The organism is Curtobacterium phyllosphaerae, from assembly GCF_049341865.1.
Lineage (GTDB): Bacteria > Actinomycetota > Actinomycetes > Actinomycetales > Microbacteriaceae > Curtobacterium > Curtobacterium phyllosphaerae.
The window spans coordinates 19,308-42,342 of sequence record NZ_JBMPIU010000002.1; the positions used below are offsets into that span (position 1 = coordinate 19,308).

The 23,035-nt window shown below is 69.0% G+C and carries 22 protein-coding genes; 6 read left to right on the forward strand and 16 right to left on the reverse strand.

The features are described 5' to 3' along the window. Positions 1-252 precede the first annotated feature (252 nt). The 8 genes from ACO0E0_RS03215 to ACO0E0_RS03250 all read right to left on the reverse strand — a co-directional run bounded on the left by ACO0E0_RS03215 (position 253) and on the right by ACO0E0_RS03250 (position 5,927). The gene (locus tag ACO0E0_RS03215; RefSeq protein ID WP_422869968.1) at positions 253-1,677 is read right to left on the reverse strand and encodes a hypothetical protein; all 1,425 of its coding nucleotides are present in this window, start codon (positions 1,675-1,677) and stop codon (positions 253-255) included. After that, complete coding sequence (locus tag ACO0E0_RS03220) at positions 1,677-1,985, reverse strand: hypothetical protein (protein WP_422869969.1); 309 nt, start codon at positions 1,983-1,985, stop codon at positions 1,677-1,679. The genes ACO0E0_RS03215 and ACO0E0_RS03220 overlap by 1 nt, the downstream gene beginning before the upstream one ends. Before the next feature lie 76 nt (positions 1,986-2,061). Beyond that, positions 2,062-2,355, reverse strand: a complete 294-nt coding sequence (locus tag ACO0E0_RS03225) for a WXG100 family type VII secretion target (protein ID WP_422869967.1) — start codon at positions 2,353-2,355, stop codon at positions 2,062-2,064. 259 nt (positions 2,356-2,614) lie between these two features. After that, the gene (rplI, locus tag ACO0E0_RS03230; protein ID WP_422869970.1) at positions 2,615-3,067 is read right to left on the reverse strand and encodes a 50S ribosomal protein L9; all 453 of its coding nucleotides are present in this window, start codon (positions 3,065-3,067) and stop codon (positions 2,615-2,617) included. Between the two features lie 14 nt (positions 3,068-3,081). After that, the gene (rpsR, locus tag ACO0E0_RS03235) at positions 3,082-3,339 is read right to left on the reverse strand and encodes a 30S ribosomal protein S18 (protein ID WP_422869971.1); all 258 of its coding nucleotides are present in this window, start codon (positions 3,337-3,339) and stop codon (positions 3,082-3,084) included. A gap of 50 nt (positions 3,340-3,389) precedes the next feature. Continuing rightward, positions 3,390-3,962, reverse strand: a complete 573-nt coding sequence (locus ACO0E0_RS03240; protein WP_422869972.1) for a single-stranded DNA-binding protein — start codon at positions 3,960-3,962, stop codon at positions 3,390-3,392. A gap of 2 nt (positions 3,963-3,964) precedes the next feature. Next, the gene (rpsF, locus tag ACO0E0_RS03245) at positions 3,965-4,345 is read right to left on the reverse strand and encodes a 30S ribosomal protein S6 (RefSeq protein WP_422869973.1); all 381 of its coding nucleotides are present in this window, start codon (positions 4,343-4,345) and stop codon (positions 3,965-3,967) included. A gap of 157 nt (positions 4,346-4,502) precedes the next feature. Then, entirely contained in the window at positions 4,503-5,927 is a 1,425-nt protein-coding gene (locus ACO0E0_RS03250) for a CCA tRNA nucleotidyltransferase (protein ID WP_422869974.1), read from the reverse strand. Between the two features lie 109 nt (positions 5,928-6,036). On the opposite strand from ACO0E0_RS03250, the gene ACO0E0_RS03255 reads away from it, so the two are divergent. The 5 genes from ACO0E0_RS03255 to ACO0E0_RS03275 all read left to right on the forward strand — a co-directional run bounded on the left by ACO0E0_RS03255 (position 6,037) and on the right by ACO0E0_RS03275 (position 14,370). Further along, the gene (locus ACO0E0_RS03255; RefSeq protein WP_422869975.1) at positions 6,037-10,200 is read left to right on the forward strand and encodes a DUF6049 family protein; all 4,164 of its coding nucleotides are present in this window, start codon (positions 6,037-6,039) and stop codon (positions 10,198-10,200) included. Between the two features lie 105 nt (positions 10,201-10,305). Further along, complete coding sequence (trxB, locus tag ACO0E0_RS03260) at positions 10,306-11,292, forward strand: thioredoxin-disulfide reductase (protein WP_422869976.1); 987 nt, start codon at positions 10,306-10,308, stop codon at positions 11,290-11,292. A 74-nt stretch (positions 11,293-11,366) separates the two neighbouring features. Further along, positions 11,367-11,693, forward strand: a complete 327-nt coding sequence (gene trxA / locus ACO0E0_RS03265) for a thioredoxin (protein ID WP_422869977.1) — start codon at positions 11,367-11,369, stop codon at positions 11,691-11,693. A 248-nt stretch (positions 11,694-11,941) separates the two neighbouring features. Continuing rightward, the gene (locus tag ACO0E0_RS03270) at positions 11,942-13,249 is read left to right on the forward strand and encodes an aminotransferase-like domain-containing protein (protein ID WP_422869978.1); all 1,308 of its coding nucleotides are present in this window, start codon (positions 11,942-11,944) and stop codon (positions 13,247-13,249) included. Positions 13,250-13,407: 158 nt separating this feature from the next. Beyond that, positions 13,408-14,370 (forward strand): D-alanine--D-alanine ligase family protein, encoded by a 963-nt coding sequence (locus ACO0E0_RS03275; protein ID WP_422869979.1) that lies wholly within the window; start codon positions 13,408-13,410, stop codon positions 14,368-14,370. 1,627 nt (positions 14,371-15,997) lie between these two features. On the opposite strand, the gene ACO0E0_RS03280 is transcribed toward ACO0E0_RS03275, so the two are convergent. From ACO0E0_RS03280 to rpmH, 8 genes are all read right to left on the reverse strand, one after another. Then, complete coding sequence (locus tag ACO0E0_RS03280; protein ID WP_422869980.1) at positions 15,998-16,966, reverse strand: ParB/RepB/Spo0J family partition protein; 969 nt, start codon at positions 16,964-16,966, stop codon at positions 15,998-16,000. Further along, positions 16,966-17,859, reverse strand: a complete 894-nt coding sequence (locus tag ACO0E0_RS03285) for a ParA family protein (RefSeq protein ID WP_422869981.1) — start codon at positions 17,857-17,859, stop codon at positions 16,966-16,968. The genes ACO0E0_RS03280 and ACO0E0_RS03285 overlap by 1 nt, the downstream gene beginning before the upstream one ends. A 90-nt stretch (positions 17,860-17,949) precedes the next feature. Continuing rightward, complete coding sequence (gene rsmG / locus ACO0E0_RS03290) at positions 17,950-18,606, reverse strand: 16S rRNA (guanine(527)-N(7))-methyltransferase RsmG (RefSeq protein ID WP_422869982.1); 657 nt, start codon at positions 18,604-18,606, stop codon at positions 17,950-17,952. Between the two features lies 1 nt (position 18,607). After that, positions 18,608-19,099 (reverse strand): Jag family protein, encoded by a 492-nt coding sequence (locus ACO0E0_RS03295; RefSeq protein WP_422870441.1) that lies wholly within the window; start codon positions 19,097-19,099, stop codon positions 18,608-18,610. Positions 19,100-19,110: 11 nt separating this feature from the next. Then, complete coding sequence (gene yidC, locus ACO0E0_RS03300) at positions 19,111-20,091, reverse strand: membrane protein insertase YidC (RefSeq protein WP_422869983.1); 981 nt, start codon at positions 20,089-20,091, stop codon at positions 19,111-19,113. A gap of 7 nt (positions 20,092-20,098) precedes the next feature. Next, positions 20,099-20,482: a membrane protein insertion efficiency factor YidD gene (gene yidD, locus ACO0E0_RS03305; RefSeq protein ID WP_422869984.1), complete on the reverse strand. Its 384-nt coding sequence runs from the start codon at positions 20,480-20,482 to the stop codon at positions 20,099-20,101. Further along, positions 20,479-20,856 (reverse strand): ribonuclease P protein component, encoded by a 378-nt coding sequence (gene rnpA / locus ACO0E0_RS03310; RefSeq protein WP_422869985.1) that lies wholly within the window; start codon positions 20,854-20,856, stop codon positions 20,479-20,481. The genes yidD and rnpA overlap by 4 nt, the downstream gene beginning before the upstream one ends. A gap of 59 nt (positions 20,857-20,915) precedes the next feature. Then, a complete protein-coding gene (gene rpmH / locus ACO0E0_RS03315) occupies positions 20,916-21,053 on the reverse strand; it encodes a 50S ribosomal protein L34 (RefSeq protein ID WP_003800212.1) in 138 nt (45 codons plus the stop codon). A gap of 360 nt (positions 21,054-21,413) precedes the next feature. Between rpmH and dnaA the strand changes: the two genes are divergently transcribed. Continuing rightward, positions 21,414-22,901 (forward strand): chromosomal replication initiator protein DnaA, encoded by a 1,488-nt coding sequence (gene dnaA / locus ACO0E0_RS03320; protein WP_422869986.1) that lies wholly within the window; start codon positions 21,414-21,416, stop codon positions 22,899-22,901. Positions 22,902-23,035: the final 134 nt, after the last annotated feature.

Here is a 23,035-nt window from a genome sequence, read left to right on the forward strand (position 1 = left end):
GCGGGGTACGTTTCGACGCCCGAACGGACATCGCCACTGCACGCCTCCGTGCAAGTTCTCCGCGATGGACCGGTCCACAGGCGGACTGATCCGGGCACTGAATCCCACCGAAACGGACATCCGAGACGCTCGGGCACCGTCAACGGATCTGGCTGTTCGGCGTGTCGCGGACAACCGGGGCCGGATAGGGGTTCTCGATGTCCGCGCCGTGTCCGCCTTCTAGCGGACCGGTTCGACCGGGACCCGGCGTACTCAGGTCGTCAGCGCGCCACTCGCAGCGTCGTACGCCGGGACCCAGCCCTGGTCGGACCCCCACCCGGTCGGCTTGACGCTCTGTCCGAACACGATGTTTCCCCAGCCGTAGGACACCCGTGTGGCTTGGAACCAGGCATGCCACGCCGGGACCGTCTGCACGCCGATCCCGTACTGCGTCCGGAGGACCGAGCGCATCTCGGCGAGCTCCTGCTGCCGGTCGACGCTGAACAAGCGGTCCCACCGGTAGCCCTTCGAGTACCCCTCGGCGATCTTCGCCCGGTCCTCGGCGGCGAGCTGCTTGAACGTCCGCGGGTCGAACCAGTCGGCCTTCTCCTTGAACTTGCCGATCACGTTCGTCGACTTGGCGATCGACAGCTCCTTCTGGACCGCGGCAACCTCCTGGCTGATGCGCTGCACCTGCCGGACCGAGTCGCTGATCCGCATCGTCGACGACAGCGCCGTCCGGATCGCGGTCATCCGCTCCGCCTGCAGCGCGACGATCTTCGTCCCGGCGACCTTCTCGACGCCGGGCATCCCCTTGGCGAGCATGCCGGCCTTCGCGACCGACGCTGCCTTCGTCACGAGGGCGCCCGCCCCGACGAACGCGATGCTGACCGCCGACATGATGACGTCGAGCCACGACCCCTCGCCCATCGCGGCGAGTGCGACGTTCGCGACGAACGTCACCGTCGTCGCGATCGCCGCCGCGAGGGTGATGAACCCGAGGCCGGGGATCAGGATCGCGAGGGCGGCCAAGGCGATGCCGATGTAGGTGAAGATCTTCACGATGATCTTCAGCAGCTTGGCGAAGAACGCCTTGATCTTGTCGCCGAGCGTGTCGTGCAGGCCGTCGTGCCAGGCCGCTCGGATCGTGTTCGCCGCGGTCCGGCCGGCACCGTCCAGACCGTCGACTGCGGCTCGGAGGCGCGCCGTCGCCGCTTCGGCGCTCGACGTCGCGGCGGAGATCGCACGGTTCCGGGCGTCGACCTCGCCCTGTTCGTCGGCGGTCAGGGGCGGAGCGTCCTGGGCGCGGTTCGCGCTCGGGTCCGGCATGGCGCTGCCGCGCGACCCGGCTGCCGCCGCGTCCGTCGCGTCCCGGAGCGCCGCCGCGGACTCGTCGAGGGCGTGCTCGAGTTCCGGACGGTAGGCGGAGAGTGCGTTCCGGACAGCGTCGTACCTCCCGGACATGATCCGGAGCGAGTCCGCGACCTCCTTGCTCCGCGACCGGACCTTGTCCGCCGCCTGGCCCTTGAACTGCGACTCGTCGCCGTCGCCGATCGCGCCGAGCACCGACGCCTCGGACGTGATCTGGTCGGCGAGGGTCGTGTAGTACGTGACGAGGTCCTCGAGCGCCGCGACGTCCGCGACGATCGGGTCCGAGGCCTCGCCGACGAGGGTCCAGTCACCACCGCGCGCCGGCATCAGGCACCCGCCCCGGTGGTGGTGTTCTCGGTGGTCAGCGCGCCGGCGAGGTCCTGCTCGAGCCCGGTCCACGACTCGACGGACTTCTGCATGAGCTCGTGCAGCTTGCCGACGGCGTCGCGGATCTTCTCGCGGTGGATCTTCCAGTCGCCGGAGAAGTCGTGCATCGCGTCCTGGACGTCGTGCTGGCCGTAGACCTCGGCGAGGGAACCGTCGTCGGACTTCTGGTGGTCGAGTTCGTCGTGGATGTGCTGCAGCTTCGAGGCCGAGTCCTCGAGGACCGCCTTCGTGATGATGAGGTCTGCCATGGCTCCCGTGCTCCGGTCGTGGGCTGTGGAGGCTCGGGCCGGGCACGCAGACGCGTGCCCGGCCCGGACGCCGGTCCTACTTGAGTGCCTTGGCGAGCTCGGAGTCGGTCTGCTGCAGCGCCTCGGCCGCCTTGTTCAGGTAGTCGCTCATCCCGTTCAGACCCTCGACCGTCTTCGTCGCACCGTCGTTGAACTCCTGGTACGACGACCCGAACGCCACCGACGACTGATCCGTCACGTACCCACCCGAGATCAGCGAGTCCACCAACGACTTCAGCTCCCGCAGCTTCGACTCGATGTCCTGCTCACCGTTCACCAGACGACCAGCCGCGTCCTGCATGTCGCCGTACGTCACGTTCAAGTTGGGCATGTCCTGCTCCTGTCGCGTTCTCGAACCCGCCGCGGTGACGAGCCGAGACGACGCTAGCGAGCGGGAACCCCCCGGACGGGGGAGTTCGAGCGTTGTTCACCTGCGCGCCCGCGACGGGTTCCGAACTCGTCGCCGAACGTTGCACGCCGACCATGAACGTGCGCATCCGTGTGCACCATGGCGCTCGACGCGACCCGGGGAACGACGAACGGCGGGCCTCCCGTCAGGGAGACCCGCCGTCCAGCGGTGCGTGCTGCTGCTACTTGGCGGCGACGACCTTCAGCGAGATCGTGGCGACCATGTCCTCGCGGAGACGGACAGTGGCCTCGTGGTCACCGGTCGTCTTGATCGAGGCCGGGACCTCGACCTTGCGCTTGTCGAGCGAGCCGATGCCCTGGCTCTCGACCGCCGCGGCGACGTCGGCCGGGCGGACGGACCCGAACAGGCGGCCGTCCTTGCCGGACTTGACCGTCAGGGTGACGACGGCGTTCTCGAGCTTGAGCTTGAGGTCCTGTGCTTCTTCGATCGTGGCCAGCTCGCGAGCGGCGCGGGCCGCACGGATCGACTCGATCTGCTTCTCGCCGCCCTTCGACCACGACACCGCGAACCCCTGGGGGATCAGGTAGTTGCGGGCGTAGCCGTTCTTGACGTCGACGACGTCGCCGGCGGAACCGAGGCCGGTGACCTCGTGGGTGAGGATGAGCTTCGACATGGTGATCCTCCTGATCAGCGGCCGGAGCCGGCGTAGGGGAGGAGCGCCATCTCACGGGCGTTCTTCACGGCACGGGCGATGAGGCGCTGCTCCTGGACGGAGACGCCGGTGATGCGGCGGGCGCGGATCTTTCCACGCTCGGAGATGAACTTGCGAAGGGTCGCGACGTCCTTGTAGTCGATGACGCCGACCTTGATCGCCTTCGCGGGAGCGGCGTTCTTGCCGCCCTTGCCACGAGGCTTGCGGCGGTCGCCGCTGCTCTTTCCAGCCATTGGGGATTCCTTAGGTGTTCGTTGAGATCAAACGCAGATGGGGCTGCGGATCAGAAGGGTGTCTCGTCGTCGTAGCCGCCGCCGTTGCCGGGGGAGTTCCACACGTCGGATGAGGACGTGTTGTTCCCCTGACCACCCTGCGGTGACCACGGCTCGTCGGACTGGCCACCGGTGTTGCCGCCGTTGCCGTTGCCGCCGCCGTTGTACCCGGAGCCGGCACCGCCGCCGACCTGGCCGCGGCCACCACCACCGCCGCCACCCGGTGCACGGGTGACCTGTGCGGTCGCGTAGCGGAGCGAAGGGCCGATCTCGTCGACCTCGAGCTCGATGCTGGTGCGCTGCTGGCCTTCGCGGTCCTGGTAGGAACGCTGACGCAGACGACCCTGCACGATCACGCGCGAGCCCTTGGTCAGCGATCCGGCGACGTGCTCGGCGAACTCGCGCCACACCGACGCGCGGAGGAACAGCGCGTCGCCGTCCTTCCACTCGTTCGCCTGGCGGTCGAACGTCCGGGGGGTGGAGGCGATGGTGAAGTTCGCCACCGCGAGCCCGTTCTGCGTGTACCGCAGTTCGGGGTCGCTGGTGAGGTTGCCCACCACCGTGATGACGGTCTCGCCGGCCATGGTTACTCGGCGGCCTTCGGAGCGGCAGCCGCGAGGGTCGCCTTGCGGGCAGCCTTCTCGTCGGCGAGCTTCTTGGCGGTGGCGACCATCGCGATCGCCTCTTCGGCGCGGAGGACCTTGGTGCGGAGGACGGCCTCGGAGAGACCGAGCTGGCGGTCGAGCTCCTTGGTGGCGTCGGAGCTGGCCGTCATGTTGACGACGGCGTAGATGCCCTCGGTCTTCTTGTTGATCTCGTAGGCGAGACGACGACGGCCCCAGACGTCCACGTTGTCGACGGTGCCACCGTCGTTGCGGATGACTGCGAGGAACCGGTCGAGTGACGGAGCGACCGTGCGCTCGTCGATCTCGGGATCGAGGATGACCATCAGTTCGTACTGGTGCATGCGGAACCCACCTCCCTTGGTCTTGACGGCCCCGGACGATCCGGAGCAGGAGGGTTGATGCATGTGTGCGGCGCCGCAGGTGCGGCAGGCACAACCTGACAAGACTAGCCGACGAACGGGAGGCGCGTCCACCGTCCGGCGGATCGGCTCGGGACCGTCAGCGCGCGGCCCACCACGCCCGCAGACGCTCCGCCGCGACGTCCGGGCCGAGCGGGCCCTCGTCCATCCGGGCCTCGAGGAGGAACCGGTAGGCCTCGCCGACCTCGCGCCCCGGTCGGATGTCGAGGATCCGCATGATGTCGTCGCCGGTGAGGTCCGGGCGGATCGCGTCGAGCTCCTCCTGGGCGGAGAGCGTCGTGATGCGGTCCTCGAGGTCGTCGTAGGCGAACCCGAGTCGGTCGGCCTTCCGGCGGTTCCGGGTCGTGACGTCGGACCGGGTGAGCTCGTGCAGCCGCTCGAGCTGGTCGCCGGCGTCACGGACGTACCGCCGGACCGCGGAGTCCGTCCAGGCGCCCTCGGTGTAGCCGAAGAACCGGAGGTGCAGCTCGATCAGGGTGCTGACGGACGCGATGGTGTCGTTGTCGAACCGCAGGGCCTTCAGACGCTTGCGGGCGGCCTTCGCGCCGACGAGGTCGTGGTGGTGGAAGCTCACCACACCGCCCGGCTCGAGCTTGCGGGTCGCGGGCTTGCCGATGTCGTGGAGCAGTGCGGCCACGCGGAGCACGACGTCCGGGGCGTCACCCGGGTGCCGTTCGTGCTCGTACTGGATCGCCTGGCGGAGCACGGTCAGCGAGTGTTCGTAGACGTCCTTGTGGTGGTGGTGCTCGTCGATCTCGAGGCGCATCGCCGGGAGCTCCGGCAGGATCCGTTCGGCGATGCCCGTCTCGACGAGGAGTCGGAGCCCGGGCACCGGGTCGTCCGTGGACAGCGTCTTGACGAGTTCGTCGCGGACCCGCTCCGCGGAGATGTTCCCGATCGAGTCCGCGAGCTCGGTCATCGCGGCGCGCACCTCGTCCGACACCGTGAAGCCCAGCTGCGACGAGAACCGGGCGCCGCGCATCATCCGGAGCGGGTCGTCGCGGAACGAGACGGTGGCCGCCTGCGGCGTGGTGAGGCGCTCGGCGAGGAGGTCCTCGACACCGCCGCCGTCGTCCACGAGCTCACGGGACGGGAGTCGGAGCGCCATCGCGTTCACCGTGAAGTCGCGGCGGACCAGGTCGTCGGTGAGCGAGCTCCCGAACGTGACCTCCGGCTTCCGGGTCGCACCGTCGTAGACGTCGCTGCGGTAGGTCGTGATCTCGACCTGCTCGCCCCGGACCCGCGCGGCGATCGTGCCGAACTGCCGACCGACGTCCCACGTGGCGCTCGCGAGCGGCTCGACGATGCGGAGGATCGTCGCCGGGTCGGCGTCGGTGGTGAAGTCGAGGTCGGTGACCGGTCGGCCGAGGAACGCGTCGCGGACCGGCCCGCCGACGAGTGCGAGCTCGTGGCCGGCGTCGGCGAACGCGACGGCGAGGGTGGCGACGGGTGCGGACTCGGCGAGGCGGCCGAGTCGCTCGAGGGCCTGGGCGACGGAGTGCATGACCAGTCGATCATCCCAGACGCGGCCCGGGCCGCGCGTGCGGAGGATCGTCCAGGGCGTTCCCTCCTACACTCGACCGAGGTCCCGAACCATCGCCGGGCCGCCGCACATGACCAGATTCCGCACCCCGTTCCTCGCCGCCGTGACCGCGCTGGTCGCCCTCGGCGTCGTCGGTGCGCCCGCCGTGGCCGACGCCGCGACGGTCCCGGGAGTGTCGGCGAGCGCCTCGTCCACGCCGTCGGCGACCGCGGCCGGGTCCGCGACGATCACCCTCTCGCCGAGGGACCAGGGCGTCCTCCAACCGGGCCAGGACCTCCACCTCGCCGTGACCGTGACGAACGCCACGGACGACGAGCTGCCGGCCGCGACCGGGAGGCTCTCCATCCTCCGGAGCGTCGTCGGCGACCGGGACGAGCTCGACGACTGGGAGGGTGACACCAGCAGCGACGGTTACCCCGGGACCAGGATGGCCTCTGTGAGCGTTCCGGCTGTCCCGGCGCACCGCTCGGTCACCGTCGACGACGTCACGGTCCCCGCCGCCACGGTCGCGTTGAACGGCTACTCCTTCGGGGCGCGTCGCATCGCGATGACGTACGACGCGGGCGCGGTGTCGGTCGTCGAGCGGTCCGCGATCACCTGGTACCCGTCGCTCGAGCAGTCGCCGACCGGGGTGAGCGTCGCGGTGCCGATCACGGTCCCGGCGACGACGACCGGCACCGGACTCCTCTCCGCCCAGGACCTCGCGTCCTACACCGCCGTCGACGGCACCCTCACCCAGCAGCTCGCCGCGGTGCTCGACCACAACGTCGCGATCGGGATCGACCCGCGCATCATCGCGTCGATCCGGATCCTCGGCGACGCCGCCCCGGACTCGGCCCTCGCCTGGCTCGCCCGCCTCCAGTCCGCGAAGAACGAGACGTTCGCGCTCTCGTGGGCGGACTCGGACGTCGCGGGGCTCCGCCAGGCCGGCACCGCGGGGGTCCTCGGTCCGATCTCGCTCGACCAGGCCGTCGACCCGGACAACTTCCCGGGGGCCGTGACGCCCGCGCCGAGCGGCTCCGCGAGCACGGGTGCGACGGCGGCGCCGACGGACGGTGCGACCTCGGGCGCGGACACGGACGGCCAGGACGGGGCGGACGGGCAGACCGGCGGCACCGGGCAGAACGGGGCGGACGGGCAGACCGGCGGCACCGGGCAACCGAGCGGCAGCGCCACCGCCGCACCCGCACCGACGCTCCCCACGACGGCGAGCCTCCTGGCCTACCCGTACACGGTGACGAACATCGCCTGGCCGCTCGAGGACACGGTCGCCACGGACGACCTGCCCGCGTTCACCGCCGCCGGGACGCAGCGCACGATCCTCGCCAGCACGAACACGACCGCGGCCCGGTCGACGAACATCGGCGCGTCCGCACGGATCGGCGACGACGCCGTGCTCGTCTCCGACTCGAGCCTGTCCGACCTCCTCCGGACCGCCGCGACCGCCGCGACCGAGAACGCGTGGCAGTCCGCGATGTCGGACCTGACCGCGGAGCTCGCGACCGCGACGCGGACGGGCGGGTCGGGGCCGATGCTCCTCACCCTCGGGCGCACCTGGCCGACGGACACCGGGCGGCTCGACCAGACGCTCACGGCACTCGAGTCGACGCCGTGGGTGTCGCCGACGGACCTGTCCACGGCGAGCGCGACGTCACCGGGCGGGGTCTCGCTGTCGAGCCACCCGGAGAGCACCGCCCGCATCGCCGAGCTCCGGTCCCTGGTCGGTGCCGAGCGGAACATCACGGACTTCTCGACGGCGCTCCAGACCGCGACGGACCTCACCGCCCCGACGCGGCTGCGGGTCCTCGCGGTCGCGTCGAACGCGTGGCGTGCCGACCCCTCGGGCTTCGCGGACGCCGTCGGCACCGAGACCGCCCGCGCCGCCCGGATCGTCGCGAGCGTCGGGATCGTGGACTCGAGCAACATCAACCTGTTCGCCGACCGGTCCTCCCTGCCGATCTCGGTGCGGAACAAGTCGGCGTACGCGGTGACCGTCTACCTGACCGTGACACCGTCGAGCTCGGTGCTCCGGGTCGAGAAGAACGCCCTCGAGGTGACGATCCAACCGGATTCGCAGACACGCATCACGTTCCCGGTGCAGTCCGTCGCGAACGGCAAGGTGCAGCTCGACCTGGCCCTGACGAGTGCCACGGGCGTCCGGGTCGCGGACCCGAGCACGGTCGAGATCAACGTCCAGGCGCAGTGGGAGACGATCATCACCGGTGTCGCCGCGTCGGCGGTCGTCGTGGTCTTCGGCCTCGGGATCCTCCGCAACATCCGCCGACGGCTCCGGCGTCGCGCCGGCGCGGAACCGACGTCGGACGACGACCCGAACCGCCCGCTGGACGACAGCGACACCGACACCGACACCGACACGGACACCGAGGCCGACGCGCGCGAGATGGTGCACGTCACCGCCCAGACCGCCCTCGCCGCCGGTGCACCGGCGACCACCGTGGCGGAGGCGACCCCGCCCGCGGGTGGTGAGTCGGGCCTCCAGGCCGGTGTCGGACGGGCCGTGGGCAGCGCCGACGTGCCCGACCGGTTCGACGGCGACATGCCGATGAGCGCGCCCGGTCCGCAGACGACGGTCGACGCGGCACCCGCCGCCGAACGCGGTCTCGGCCGCGCGAGCGCGCTGCTCGCCGCGGGCACCCTGGTGTCCCGGGTGCTCGGGTTCGTCAAGACGTTCGTGCTCGCGGCGGCGATCGGTCAGTCCGGCAGCGCGGCGGCGAACGCGTTCGCGGTCTCGAACCAGCTGCCGAACAGCGTCTACACGCTCATCGCGGGCGGCCTGCTGAGCGCGGCGCTCATCCCGCAGATCGTCCGAGCCACCAAGCACCCGGACGGTGGACAGAAGTACATCGACAAGATCGTCACCATCGGCGGCGTGGTGTTCGTCGCCGTGACGATCGTCGCCACCATCGCCGCACCGGTGCTCGTCGGGGTGTACAGCCAGTCCGCGGGCGCCGGCGGCAAGGGGTTCGCGAGCGACACCACCGCCCTGGCCGTCGCGTTCGCGTTCTGGTGCCTGCCGCAGATCCTCTTCTACGCGCTGTACTCGCTGCTCGGCGAGGTGCTCAACGCCCGGCAGGTGTTCGGACCGTTCACCTGGGCGCCGTTGCTCAACAACGTCATCGCGATCACCGGACTCGTCGTGTTCATCGCACTGTTCGGCACGCGGGCGGACAACGCGGACCCGACCGACTGGACCCCGACCAAGATCATGGTGCTCGCCGGCACCGCGACCCTCGGCGTCGCCGCGCAGGCGGCGTTCCTCCTGCTCTTCTGGCGCCGCGCGGGCCTGACGTACCGCCCGGACTTCCGGTGGCGGGGCGTCGGCCTCCGGAGCACCGGCACCGCCGCGGGCTGGCTCTTCGCGATGATCCTCGTCACGCAGGCCGCCGGCGTCGTGCAGTCGCGGGTCAGCTCACTCGGCACCGGCGCCGGCAACGCGACGCTCCAGAACTCGTGGCTGCTGTTCATGCTCCCGCACTCGATCATCACGGTGTCGATCGCGACCGCGTACTTCACGCGGATGAGCCACGACGCCGAGCGCGGCGACCTCGGGGCCGTCCGGCGGAACCTTTCCCTGTCGCTCCGCATCGTCGGGCTCTTCACGGTGTTCGCGAGCGTCGCCCTGATGGTCGTCGCGTTCCCGTTCGCGCGCCTCTACGAGCACTCGTTCGGCGACGTCCAGGCGATGGCCGAGGTGCTCCTGGCCTACATGCCTGGTCTCGTCCTGTTCAGCATGCTGTTCATCATCCAGCGGGCGTTCTGGGCGATGCACGACCACCGCACGCCGTTCCTCATGCAGGTCGTCCAGTCGGTGCTGTTCGTGGTCGGCGCGACGGCCGTGGCGACCTTCCCGGGGTCGCTCATCGGGATCGGGGTCGCGGGCGTCACCACCGTCGCCGGGACCGCCCAGACGATCGTCGCGCTCGTCATCGTCCGACGCCGGCTGGACGGCATCGACGGCGCGCTCGTCACCCGGTCGCACGTGCAGTTCGTGTTCGCCGCCGTGATCGCCGGGGTGGCCGGGCTCCTCGTCGTGAACTTCTTCGGCGGGTTCGACCGCGGCGGGTTCGCGATGACCGACGTCACGAGCGCGCTCATCACCCTCGTGCTCGCCGCGGGCGTGATGGGGATCGTGTACTTCGGCGCACTCGTCGTGGCGAAGAACGGCGAGATCGGCAACGCCGTGGCACTGCTCCGCGCCCGGCTCGGCCGCTAGTCCGCCACGGACCCGCACGCTCGGGGCGCGCGGAATACGGCCTGGGTAGCATGTGTTGACCCGGACAGCGACCCCGGTCAGCACCCAACGGAAGGGCAGTCAGGCATGCGCCAGCTCATCATCATCGGTTCCGGTCCCGCCGGGTTCACCGCCGGCATCTACGCCGCGCGTGCCGAGCTCAAGCCGCTCATCATCGCGTCGAGCGTCGAGACCGGTGGTGAGCTCACCAAGACCACCGAGGTCGAGAACTTCCCCGGGTTCCCCGAGAGCATCCAGGGCCCGGACCTCATGATCAAGATGCAGGACCAGGCCGAGCGGTTCGGCGCCGAGGTCCTGTACGACGACGCGGTCGAGGTCGACCTCACCGGCGACGTCAAGAAGGTCACGGTCGGCAACGGCACGACGTACGAGTCGCTCGCGGTCATCTACGCCACCGGCAGCGCGTACCGGCACCTCGGCCTGCCGGAGGAAGAGCAGCTGTCCGGACACGGCGTCAGCTGGTGTGCCACGTGCGACGGCTTCTTCTTCCGCCAGAAGGAGATCGCCGTGGTCGGCGGTGGCGACTCCGCGATGGAAGAAGCGACGTTCCTGACCCGGTTCGCCGACAAGGTGACGGTCATCCACCGCAAGGACACGCTCCGGGCGTCGAAGATCATGCAGGACCGTGCGATCGCGGACCCCAAGATCGAGTTCGCCTGGAACAAGGAGGTCACCGCGATCCACGGCGAGTCCGCGGTCACGGGTGTCACCCTGACGGACACCGTGACGGGGACGACCTCGGAACTCGCGCTCGACGGCCTGTTCATCGCGATCGGCAACGACCCGCGGGTGCACCTCGTCCACAACCAGCTCGAACTGGCCCCGGAAGGCACCATCGCGGTCGAGGGCCGCACCTCGCGCGCGGTCGGCGTGGCCGGGGTGTTCGTCGCCGGCGACGTCCTCGACCACACGTACCGGCAGGCGATCACGGCCGCCGGGTCCGGTGCCGTCGCGGCGCTCGACGCCGAGAAGTTCCTGGCCGACCTCGACCCGGAACTCGTCGCACGCGCCGACGGCAACGCGCCGTCCGAGCCCGTGACCATCTCCGCCTAGGGCTCCTCCCGACCCGGGAATGGCCATCCCCACAGCGCTGTTGTGGGGAACAACGACTTCAAGAAGGAGCAGACATGTCCACCGCCAAGGCAGTCACCGACGCCACGTTCTCCGACGACGTCCTCAAGTCCGACAAGACGGTCCTCGTCGACTTCTGGGCCGAGTGGTGCGGCCCGTGTCGCGCCGTCTCGCCGATCCTCGACCAGATCGGCGCCGAGCACGCCGACAAGATCGAGATCGTCAAGCTGAACGTCGACGACAACCCGCAGTCGGCGATGCAGTACCAGATCACGTCGATCCCCGCGATGAAGGTCTTCCGCGGTGGCGAGGTCGTCAAGACCGTCATCGGTGCGAAGCCGAAGCCGGCGCTCGAGGCCGACCTCGCCGAGTTCCTGGCGTAGTCACCCCCTACGAACGCCCCGCCGTCCCCGGACGGCGGGGCGTTCGTGCGTTCCCGACCGCATCGTCGGGCACCCGGTCCTGGATGCGGTGATCCGTGCCTCCCGTCCGGCCACCGGTCTGTGGGTGGCCTCATCCAACGCACCGGTTCGCCGGGGGTGATGCCGTATCGTGGCCGGAACGCCGTGCACCGGCGCGCGCTCCACGGACTGCTCTCGACGGCCCGGAGCCCGACAGATGAGGTCAGCAGATGACGAACCGGGGAACGAGCCTCGACCCGTGGTACGACTCCTACGCCCAGCGCACCGCCGGGCTGAGCGCCTCCGAGGTCCGAGCCCTGTTCGCCGTCGCCTCCCGTCCCGAGGTCGTCTCGCTCGCCGGTGGCATGCCGTACGTGTCCGCCCTGCCCCGTGAACTCGTCACCGGCGCCATCGACCGTGTGATGACGGAGGACGCGGCGATGGCGCTGCAGTACGGCGGCGGGCAGGGGCTCCGGTCGCTCCGGGAGCACATCGTCGACATCATGGCGCTCGAGGGCATCCGCGCCAGTGCTGACGACGTCGTCGTGACCACCGGATCGCAGCACGCGCTCGACCTCGTCACGCGCCTGTTCATCGACCCGGGCGACGTCGTGCTCGCCGAGTCGCCGTCGTACGTCGGTGCGATCGGTGTGTTCCGCTCGTACCAGGCCGAGACCGTGCACGTCGCGACTGACTCGCTCGGACTCGTCCCGGAGGCCCTGCGCGAGACGATCGCCGCGCTCCGGGCCGCCGGCAAGCGGATGAAGTTCCTGTACACGATCCCGAACTTCCACAACCCCGCGGGCGTCACGATGTCCCGCGAGCGCCGCGTCGAGATCCTCGACATCTGTCGGTCGAACGAGATCCTCGTGCTCGAGGACAACCCGTACGGGCTGCTCTGGTTCGACGAGCCGGCACCGCAGGCCATCCGGTCCATCGACGAGGACGGCGTGGTGTACCTCGGGTCCTTCTCGAAGACGCTCGCGCCGGGATTCCGCGTCGGCTGGGCGCTCGCACCCCACGCGATCCGCGAGAAGCTCGTGCTGGCGAACGAGTCAGCTGTCCTCGCGCCGAACTCGTTCGGGCAGTACGTCGTCAACGCCTACCTCGACGCCACGGACTGGAAGGGCCAGATCGACACGTTCCGTGGCCTCTACGCCGAACGCCGTGACGCCATGCTCAGCGCGCTCGGGGAGTTCCTGCCCGACCTGTCGTGGACGGAGCCGAACGGCGGGTTCTTCGTGTGGGTGACCCTGCCCGAGGGACTCGACTCGAAGGGCATGCTCCCACGGGCGGTCAAGGAACTCGTCGCCTACACCCCGGGTACCGCGTTCTTCGCGGACGGCCGCGGCGGCACGAACATGCGGTTGTCGTTCTGCTACCCGACGCCCGAACAGATCCGTGTCGGAGTGAAACGGCTCGCGAACGTCGTCAACGACGAACTCGAGCTCCTTGCGACCTTCGGACCGGCGACCAGGCCCGTCGCGGTCGTCGACCAGGGTGCGACTGTGTCGTCGCCGCCGCCGAACCTGTCCTGACCAGGGTTTCCTGGCTCCGCATCGTCGGTCACCGGGTCCGCGCCCGTCGTCGTCCGTCCCTGATGCAGCTCTCGGATCCCCACCTCCTGATCCCCACCCGCTGATTCCCGCCCCTTGATCCCCACCCTTGATCCCCACCGTGGAGAGGTCCCGCCAGCATGGCCGAGTTCGCACGCCGCAAGGTCATCGTCGTCGCTGGAGGGATCTCGCACGAGCGGGACGTTTCACTGCGGTCAGGTCGCCGAGTCGCGGACTCGCTGACCGGGTACGGCTGGGACGTCGACCTCCGCGACGCCGACGCATCACTGCTCCCCGCCGTCACGACGGACCGCCCGGACGTCGTGTGGCCGGTCCTGCACGGCGCGAGCGGTGAGGACGGGGCCCTCCGAGGGGTCCTCGAGGCGCTCGACGTGCCGTTCGTCGGCTCGGCGTCCACCTCCGCGCGGCTCGCGTGGGACAAGCCGACCGCGTCGTCGCTCGTCCGCCGGGCCGGAGGACACACCCCGCGCTCCGTGACCCTGTCGCACGACGTGTTCCGTGAGCTCGGCGCGGTGAGCGTCCTCGAGAGCATCGCCGACGAGCACGCCGTGCCGCTCGTCGTGAAGCCCGCACGCGGAGGGAGTGCGCAGGGCGTCACGCTCGTCGCCGACGTGGGCGACCTGCCCCGCGCAATGGTGACGGCCTACACGTACTGCGACGACGTCATCGTCGAGCAGATGATCAGTGGGACGGAGATCGCCGTCGGCATCGTCGACACCGGTGACGGTCCCGTACCGCTCGCTGCCGTCGAGATCGTCCCGCGCTCGGGCGTCTACGGCTTCGAGGCCCGCTACAACGCCGGGGAGACGACGTTCTACACCCCGGCACGTCTGGCGCCGGAAATCGCCGCAGAGGCCGCTTCAGCGGCTGTGGCAGCACATCAGGCGCTCGGGCTCCGGCACATCTCGCGTGTCGACATGATCGTCGACGGGGCCGGGACGCCGTGGTTCCTCGAGGCGAACGTCCTCCCGGGTCTCACCGAGACGTCGCTCGTGCCGCAGGCGCTGCTTGCCTCGGGCCACGACCTGGGGTGGGTGTACGCGGAGTTGGCCGAGCAGGCCATCCGGGACCACCGCGCCTGAGCCGCCGGTCGAGACCGGCGGGCCTCATCGTCGGGCCGGAGACCACCAGCCGTGATGGGTGGCCCGAGACCCCAGTGCGTGATCGTCGGGCCAAGGCCCCAGTGCCTGATCGTCGGGCGGGGACCGCAGTGTGTGATGGTCCGACTTGGAGTCGCGAGCCGCCGGGCGGCCGGGCGGCCGGGCGGCCGATCGAAAGTGCTGCAACTTGCTTGCGGGCCGAGGCTCCACGGCGAGCAAACGCGGACCGCGTCAGTTGATGGAGTGTGTCCCTGGGGCGTGATGGTCGTGTCCTGTGGTGGCACCGCGCCGTCGCATTGCAGAACTTGAATTCCTGACACGAGGACGGTGTACGGCATGCGGGCCGTAGGACGTCTCGTCCTCGGGTTCTACGTGGAACGTTCGTGTCTGTCCGTGATGAGACGTCGATCTCCCTGGAACCGATGCATCGTTTCGCAAGTGTTCCATGTTCCACGTGGAACGTTCACCTCGACTCCCGACAAATAGGCCCGCCGCCTGCCTCCGGCGGAACGCTTCCCTGCGGCTCAACGTTCCACGTGGAACATTGCGCGCGTCAGCACACAGCGATGCGTACTGACCGCTGCGGGACTCGCTGTCGACATGTCGTGGTTTGTCCGTTTCGGCATCCCCATCAACACGGTGGCGTAGTGACCGGCATCACGACCGCATGACCTGTACCGCGCTGGTGACGGCGGTCCCGTGTCGCCGCGGCCTGGCAGAGCGACGACGCCGCATGCCAGGCGGATCGTGAAGGTGGGGTTCGCGCTCGCGGCAGACAACAGCGACGTCCTGCCCGACCGTCCGTCGCCACGTGGTCGAGCGTTCGCTACCCGCACGGCGCATCCCGCATCGAATGGCGATGCAGTGGGGTCACCTGAGCGCTCGCAGACGACCATCATGGACTCTCCAACGCGCGTCGCGTGTGCACACCGCCTCAGAGTGCGACTGAGCCGTCGGCCTCTCGCCTGCGTGGAGCACCCGAGCTGACGACGGCTGAGTCCCGACCGGACGACCCCTGGAGTTACCCCACAACGCGGTTCGGCAGGCAGGCGCCCCAGCGCAGTGCGGTGGACCGGCCTCGCAACCCGGCCCGCAGTCCGGGTGCACAGCCCGGCCCGGCTCTTCCGTCCGGCCCGGCAAGCCCGGCTCGACCGCCCAGATCGGACACTCGGGTCAGGAGCAGGATTCGACGACACAGTTCACGAGCGCGTTGTAGGGGCCTGGTCAGAGCGTCTGTCCACGTCGCGCCGAGGCTCCGATTCGGGACCACTCCGGTCCCACCCACACCACGAAGCACAGTTCGAACAAGACCAGGAACGCTACGCAGCACCGTTCCTCCGGCATCCCGTACTCGTGGAGCAGGCCGACGGCGACGCACCGGGTTTCAGGTTTCACCTACCCACGGAACTGCGCATTTCCATCCCTCGACACCAATCCGGCCACAGTACAACACCCGGCTCACCACTGACGGAATCCATACGGCCCGATCAGCTACCGAACAGCGGCACGGGCCATCGCGGGCACTCCTTCGACCACGAGGACGGGATGACCGAAGGTTTCACGTGGAACATCGGGCTCGGCCCTATGAACCCAAAGTTGTTGTTCTGCTCTACGCGCCGACGTCGTCCTGCCCGAGTTCCCCGAGGATGCGGTTCAGATCCGTCATCGTCGCGAAGTCGATGCTCACCGTGCCTTTCCGGGCTCCGAGGGAGATCCGTACGCGGGTGTTCAGCCGGTCGCCGAGTCGTTCGCCGAGGTCGTCGAGATGCGCCTGACGCTTCCCGGGGACCGGCTTCGCCCGCGCCGGCTTCGTGGACAACGCCGCAGCAGCAGCCTCGGCGGCCCGAACACTGAGGTCCTCGTTGACGATCTTCTCCGCCAGGTACTCCATGGACTCGGCGTCCGGCGCAGCGAGGATGGCCCGAGCATGTCCGGCACTCAGCACACCGGCCGCAACGCGCCGCTGCACAGGGGAGGGGAGCCGGAGCAACCGGATGGTGTTCGTGATCTGAGGCCGCGACCGCCCGATCCGTTCGGCGAGCTGCTCCTGGGTGATCCCGAAGTCGGCGAGCAGTTGCTGGTAGGCCGATGCCTCCTCGAGCGGGTTCAGCTGGGCACGGTGCAGGTTCTCCAGCAGAGCGTCTCGGAGCATCGCGTCGTCAGGGGTGTCCTTGACGATCGCCGGAATTGTTGCGAGACCAAGCTCTTTGGTCGCACGGAGTCGCCGCTCGCCCATGATGAGCTCGTATTGCGGGTCCGTACCGGCAGCGCCGGCGATCGGCCGCACCACGATCGGCTGCAGCACCCCGATCTCGCGGATCGAGTGCACGAGTTCCTGGAGCTCTTCCTCTCGAAACTCCAGACGGGGCTGCTGTCCGTTCGGCACGATGTCGAGTGGGTTGAGGTTCGCCAACCGTGCACCGGGGACGGCGACGAGGTCCTCCGCCGTCCCCCCGGCCGCAGTCGAACCGCCGGAGTTCGTCGGGAAGAACACGTCCACCGGGCGCTCGGCAGTGTCACTGCTCGTGGGGATCAACGCCCCGATGCCCCGCCCGAGTCCGGTCCGCTTCGGTGCCATCAGCCCTGTGCCCCTCGTTCTGCGATCTCGGCCGCTGCCTCCAGGTAGGAGAGCGACCCGGTGGAATTCGTGTCGTAGCTGACCACGCTCTGCCCGTAGCTCGGCGCCTCGCTGATGCGGACCGAGCGCGGGATCAGCGTCTTCAGCACCTGGTCGCCGAAGTGCTCCCGGACCTCGGCCGCCACTTGGTTCGCCAGGTTTGTCCGACCGTCGTACATCGTGAGGAGGATGGTCGACACCCGGAGCGCGGGGTTGAGGTGCCGTTCGATGAGTTCGATGTTGCGGAGCAGCTGACTGAGCCCCTCCAGCGCGTAGTACTCGCACTGGATCGGGATGAGGACCTCCCGTGCGGCGACGAACGCGTTGATGGTCAGGAGTCCCAAGGACGGCGGGCAGTCGATGAACACGTAGTGGTACGGCTGGTCCATCGACGCCAGGTACTCGTCGAGTGCCGTTCGGAGCCGCTGCTCCCGGGCCACGAGCGAGACCAATTCGATCTCCGCACCGGCGAGATGGATCGTCGCGGGGATGCACCAGAGGTTCTCCGACTCCGGGCTCTGCTGGACGCTGTCCTCGATCCTCGCTTCGTCGACGATGACGTCGTAGACGCTGGACACCTCGGCACGGTGGTCGACCCCGAGCGCAGTCGAGGCGTTGCCCTGCGGGTCCAGGTCGATCACCAGGACCTTCGCGCCGCCCCTGGCCAACGCCGCGGCCAGGTTGACCGTCGTGGTGGTCTTGCCGACGCCGCCCTTCTGGTTGGACACCGTCAGGACGCGAGTCTTCGGGGGGAGCGGGAACTGCCGAGTCGCGATCGCGCGACGCCGACGGTTCAGGTCCGCGACCTCGCGGGCGAGCGGCGTCGACTCGTCGTAGTCAGTCGATGGGCTCACGAAGTACTCTTCCCCGGGGTCGATGTTCCACGTGGAACAAGCAACGTGGTGTGACGATGGACGGCGTCGTACAACTCTAGCCCGGAAGCGTCAGTCGACAGTCGCCCGGAAGACACGAGTGGTCTCGTCGAGCACGTCCGCTCCGAGCTCCACGATCTCGACGTCCGTGAGGTGGTGTCGAGCGATCACCTTGCGGGCGGCCTCGACCTCGGCGTCGACACGCGCACCCTTCATCAGGAGGAGCTGACCACCGTCCCGGACGAGCGGCACCGTGATCGGGATCAGCTTCGACAACGCCGACACTGCGCGCGCGGTGACCTGGTCGAGCACCACCGACGACGACACGTCCTCGGCGCGCCCCCGCAGGACCGTCACGTTCGCGAGTTCGAGACGACCTGCCTCGGATCGCAGCCACTCGACCCGCCGTTCCATCGGCTCGATGAGGACCATCTCGACGTCCGGGCGCGCGATCGCGAGCACCAGGCCGGGGAGCCCTGCTCCGGACCCGACGTCCCCGACGCGACCACGTGCCTCCAGGAGGGGAGCGAGGAGCGCAGAGTTGAGGATGTGTCGAGTCCAGAGCCGGGGGAGTTCGAGCGGGCCGATCAGGCCCAGCTCCTCACCCCGCCGCGCGAGCTCGTCGGTGAACGACCTCGCCGTGTCGATCGTCGTGCCGAACAGCGACGCAGCGGCGCTGGGCTCGAGCTCCAGGACGGGAGGCTCGGTCGCGGGGATCGCGTCCGTCACGTCAGCGCGTGACGACGGTGTGACGGTCGCGACCTTCGCCCTCGGACTCCGAGTGGAACCCGCGCTCCGACACGAGGTCATGGACGAGCTTGCGTTCGTACGACGACATCGGTGGCAACGCAGCGGATGCAGAACCGGCTTCGATGCGCTCGACGGCGGTGTCGACCAGGCGCCCCAGTTCCGAGGCACGGGCATCCCGCGAGCCGCCGACGTCGAGGATCAAGCGGCTGAACTCCCCGGTCTCGCTCTGCACCGCGATGCGGGTGAGCTCTTGCAGCGCCGTGACCGTGTCCGGCTTCGACAGCATCCGGAGGCTGTCCCCGGAGTCCGTCACCGACAGGTACACACGTCCGGCGCGCTCCTCGATCTCGATGTCGCCGTCGAGGTCACAGATGTCGAGCAGTTCCTCGATGTAGTCCGCCGCGATGTCGGCCTCGTCACGGCCTTCGTCGCCGTCCTCCGCGATCGTGCTGTTGGCGCCCTCAGCGAGCAGTTCCTCGTCGGTCACTTGTTCTTCCCGTTCTTCTTCGCGCGGTTCTTGCTGACCGGCTGCTGACGCTGGTTGTTGACGCGCGGCGACTCGATCTCGGTCACACGGATGTCGTTCACCGCGGCCAACGCACCACCAGCCGTCAGTGCCGGACCCTCGCGGCGCTGCGCCTTGCGGGCGAGACGGGCCTCACGAGCCAGGGCGGCCTCCGAGCCCGGGGTGGGGGAGCGGCGGATGACGACGTACTGCTGGCCCATGGTCCAGACGTTCGAGGCGAGCCAGTAGAACATGACGCCGAGCGGGAAGCTGAGGCCGGAGAACACGAACACCAGCGGGAGGATGTACAGCATCATCCGCTGCTGGCGGTACATCGGGCTCGCCTTGGTCTCCGGCGACATGTTCTTCGCCGTGATCTGCAGCTGGGTGATGAACTGCGACGCGGTCATGACGACGATCATGAAGCCCGCGATCACGCGGACCTCCCAGCCGCTGGCGTTCGTGAACGTCTCGTGCAGCGGTGCCCCGAACAACGACGCGTTGCCGAAGTTGCGGGCGAGGGGCTCGGTGAGCAGGCCGATGCCGGTCTTGTTGATCTGCGCCGTGTGGAGCACGGAGTACAGGCTGAAGAAGATCGGCATCTGGAGGATGAGCGGCAGGCAGGAGGACAGCGGGTTCGTCCCGGTCTCCTTGTACAGCGCCATCGTCTCGCGGGACATCGCCTCACGCGAGAACTGGTCCTTCTTGCCCTTGTACTTGTCCTGGATCTTCTTGAGCTGCGGCGCGACCTCGAGCATCCGGCGCTGGCTCTTGATCTGCCGGACGAAGATCGGGATCAGCGCCGCGCGCACCACCAGGGTGAGGCCGATGATCGACAGAACCCAGGTGATGCCGGCTGCCGGGTCCATCCCCATCGCCTGGAACAGCGCGTGGAAGCCGACGAGGATCGCGGAGACCACCCACTTGAGCGGCCAGAGAACGGTTCCGAGAAAGTCCATGGAGCGGTCACGCCTTTCGAGCGGGCTGGGAGGTCAGCCGGGGCAGCGGCGCCCCGGAGGAGCGCGCGGGAGTTCGAGGGGTCTCGGGGGCGGCGGGCGACGGCGCCAGCACGAAGCCGAGACGGGAGATCGGGTATGGACGACGACGAGCGGGGACGTCGTCGATCCCACCGGCGGACCAGGGGTTGCACCGTGCGATGCGCCAGGCGCCCATCGCCGTGCCACGGACCACGCCGTACTGCTGGATCGCTTCGAGGGCGTACCGCGAGCACGAGGGGTGGTAGCGGCAGACGTCGCCGTAGAGCGGGGAGACCACGGTGCGATAGGCACGGAGCACCACGGCACAGGCGTTGCGTGGGAGCAACGCGATCGTGGCCAGGACCCTGCTCATGCCTTCCTCACACGCTCGGAGACGGCGACACCGCTCAGGGACGCCAGGGAACGGTCGAGACACCGCGTGACGTCTGCAACGAGGGTAAGCCAGTCGGCCTGCGCAGCGGCTGGCAGTGCACGGATCACGATGTCGAGCCCGACCGGGTGCTCGGGGAGGAGATCGTGCGCGATCGCCTTGCACCGCCGGCGCACCAGGTTGCGCGTGACCGCGTTCCCGACCGCCTTCGACACGATGAACCCGAACCGCGTCGGTTCCGTTCCGGACCGCGGGAGCACCGAGACGACGACGTGCGCCGTGGCGCTCCTGCGACCACGGCGCACGGCCGATCGGTAGTCGTCACCGCGGACGATCCGGGAGGTGCGGTTCAGCATGCGCGGACGCCGCTCCGGATCCGACCGCGACCGAACTGGTTCCGGAACGGAGGCAGGACCTACGCCGAGAGCTCGGTGCGGCCCTTGCCGCGACGGGCGGCGAGGATCGCACGGCCCGCGCGAGTCCGCATGCGGAGGCGGAAGCCGTGCTTCTTGGCACGACGGCGGTTGTTCGGCTGGAAGGTGCGCTTGCTCATGATCTCGTCTCCACACGGACGCACGGGGCGGCCGGTCACAGTCTGGACAGTTGGTACCGCATCACGGCGACGAAGACGTCACGAGACACGGCCACGCGACCGTAGGAGGCCGCAGTCAACCGCTTAACGGTACGTGAGGACGGCCCCGGGGTCAAACCACGCGCGACGAGCCACCCGCGCGGACCGGTTGCAGCCCATTCTCCACACTGTTGACAACTCGGGTTGTGTACGACGCGCCGAGACCCTTTACAGTTGGGGGACCCACGGGCCGGATCCCTGCAGACACCGAGGAGCAGCCGGTCCGGAGCGAGCTCGGAGTCCGTGGACACGACTGTGGACAACCCTGTGAGAAAGCGTGCGATGACGATGCCGGCCGACCCCGTCGAGGACCTCTGGGCATCCGTGCTCCGCATCCTCCACGACGACGACCGGATCACCCCGCAGCTGCACGGGTTCCTGAACCTCGTCGTCCCGAAGGGCGTGCTCGCCGGCACCCTGTACCTCGAGGTCCCGAACGACCTGACCCGGGGGATGCTCGAGCAGCGGATCCGGATCCCGATCACCGAGGCGGTCGCCCGGATCGGCGACGACACCGTGGCCAACTTCGCGATCACCGTCAACCCCGACATGACGCCGGAGCCCCGCGGCGACCACGCCGTCGCCGCCGCGGTGAACGCGACGACGATGCCCACACCGGTCCCGGCCTACGGCGAGCCGACCACGATCGAGCATGGTGCGGCACCCCGGCAGTACATCGAGGCACCGTTCGTCCCGAACGCGACGGACGCCCTCGGGAGCCAGAGCCGCCCGGACTCGCGGCTGAACCCCAAGTACAACTTCGACAACTTCGTGATCGGGGGGTCGAACAGGTTCGCGCACGCAGCCGCGGTCGCCGTCGCCGAAGCACCGGCCAAGGCGTACAACCCGCTCTTCATCTACGGCGACTCCGGGCTCGGCAAGACGCACCTCCTGCATGCGATCGGCCACTACGCCGAGAGCCTCTACCCCGGGATCCGCGTCCGCTACGTGTCGAGCGAGGAGTTCACGAACGACTTCATCAACTCGATCGCGAACAACCGGTCGAACCAGTTCCAGCAGCGGTACCGCGACATCGACATCCTGCTGATCGACGACATCCAGTTCCTGCAGGGCAAGGACTCCACCCAGGAGGCCTTCTTCCACACCTTCAACACCCTGCACGACCACAACAAGCAGCTCGTGATCACGTCCGACCTGCCGCCCAAGCACCTCACCGGGTTCGAGGACCGGATGCGCAGCCGCTTCGAGTGGGGTCTCATCACCGACGTCCAGGCGCCGGACCTCGAGACCCGCATCGCCATCCTCCGCAAGAAGGCACAGAGCGACCACCTGCAGGTCAGCAACGAGATCCTCGAGTACATGGCGTCGAAGGTGTCGAGCAACATCCGGGAGCTCGAGGGCACGCTCATCCGGGTCACGGCCTTCGCCAGCCTGAACCGGAGTCCCGTCGACCTCGCCCTGGTCCAGACCGTGCTCAAGGACCTCATCACCCTCGACGAGGACAACGTCATCGCGCCGGTCGACATCATCAACCACACCGCGGAGTACTTCAAGCTCTCGGTCGACGACCTCTACGGCTCGTCCCGGTCGCAGGCGATCGCCACGGCCCGTCAGATCGCGATGTACCTCTGCCGCGAGCTGACCAGTCTGTCCCTGCCGAAGATCGGGCAGCTGTTCGGCAACCGGGACCACACCACCGTGATGTACGCCAACAAGAAGATCTCCGAGCTCATGAAGGAGCGCCGGTCGATCTACAACCAGGTCACCGAGCTCACGAGCCGCATCAAGCAGGACCACCGCTACAAGTAGTCGCCGCCGCCGTCGTCATCGGCGCATCCGCCTGGAGGCCCGGACCACGTCCGCCCCGTCCGGACCGGCCGTCAGACGCCGCGCGTCACCGCTCCAGCCGGTGTCGACCGCCGTGGTTCTCACAGTGTGGAAAG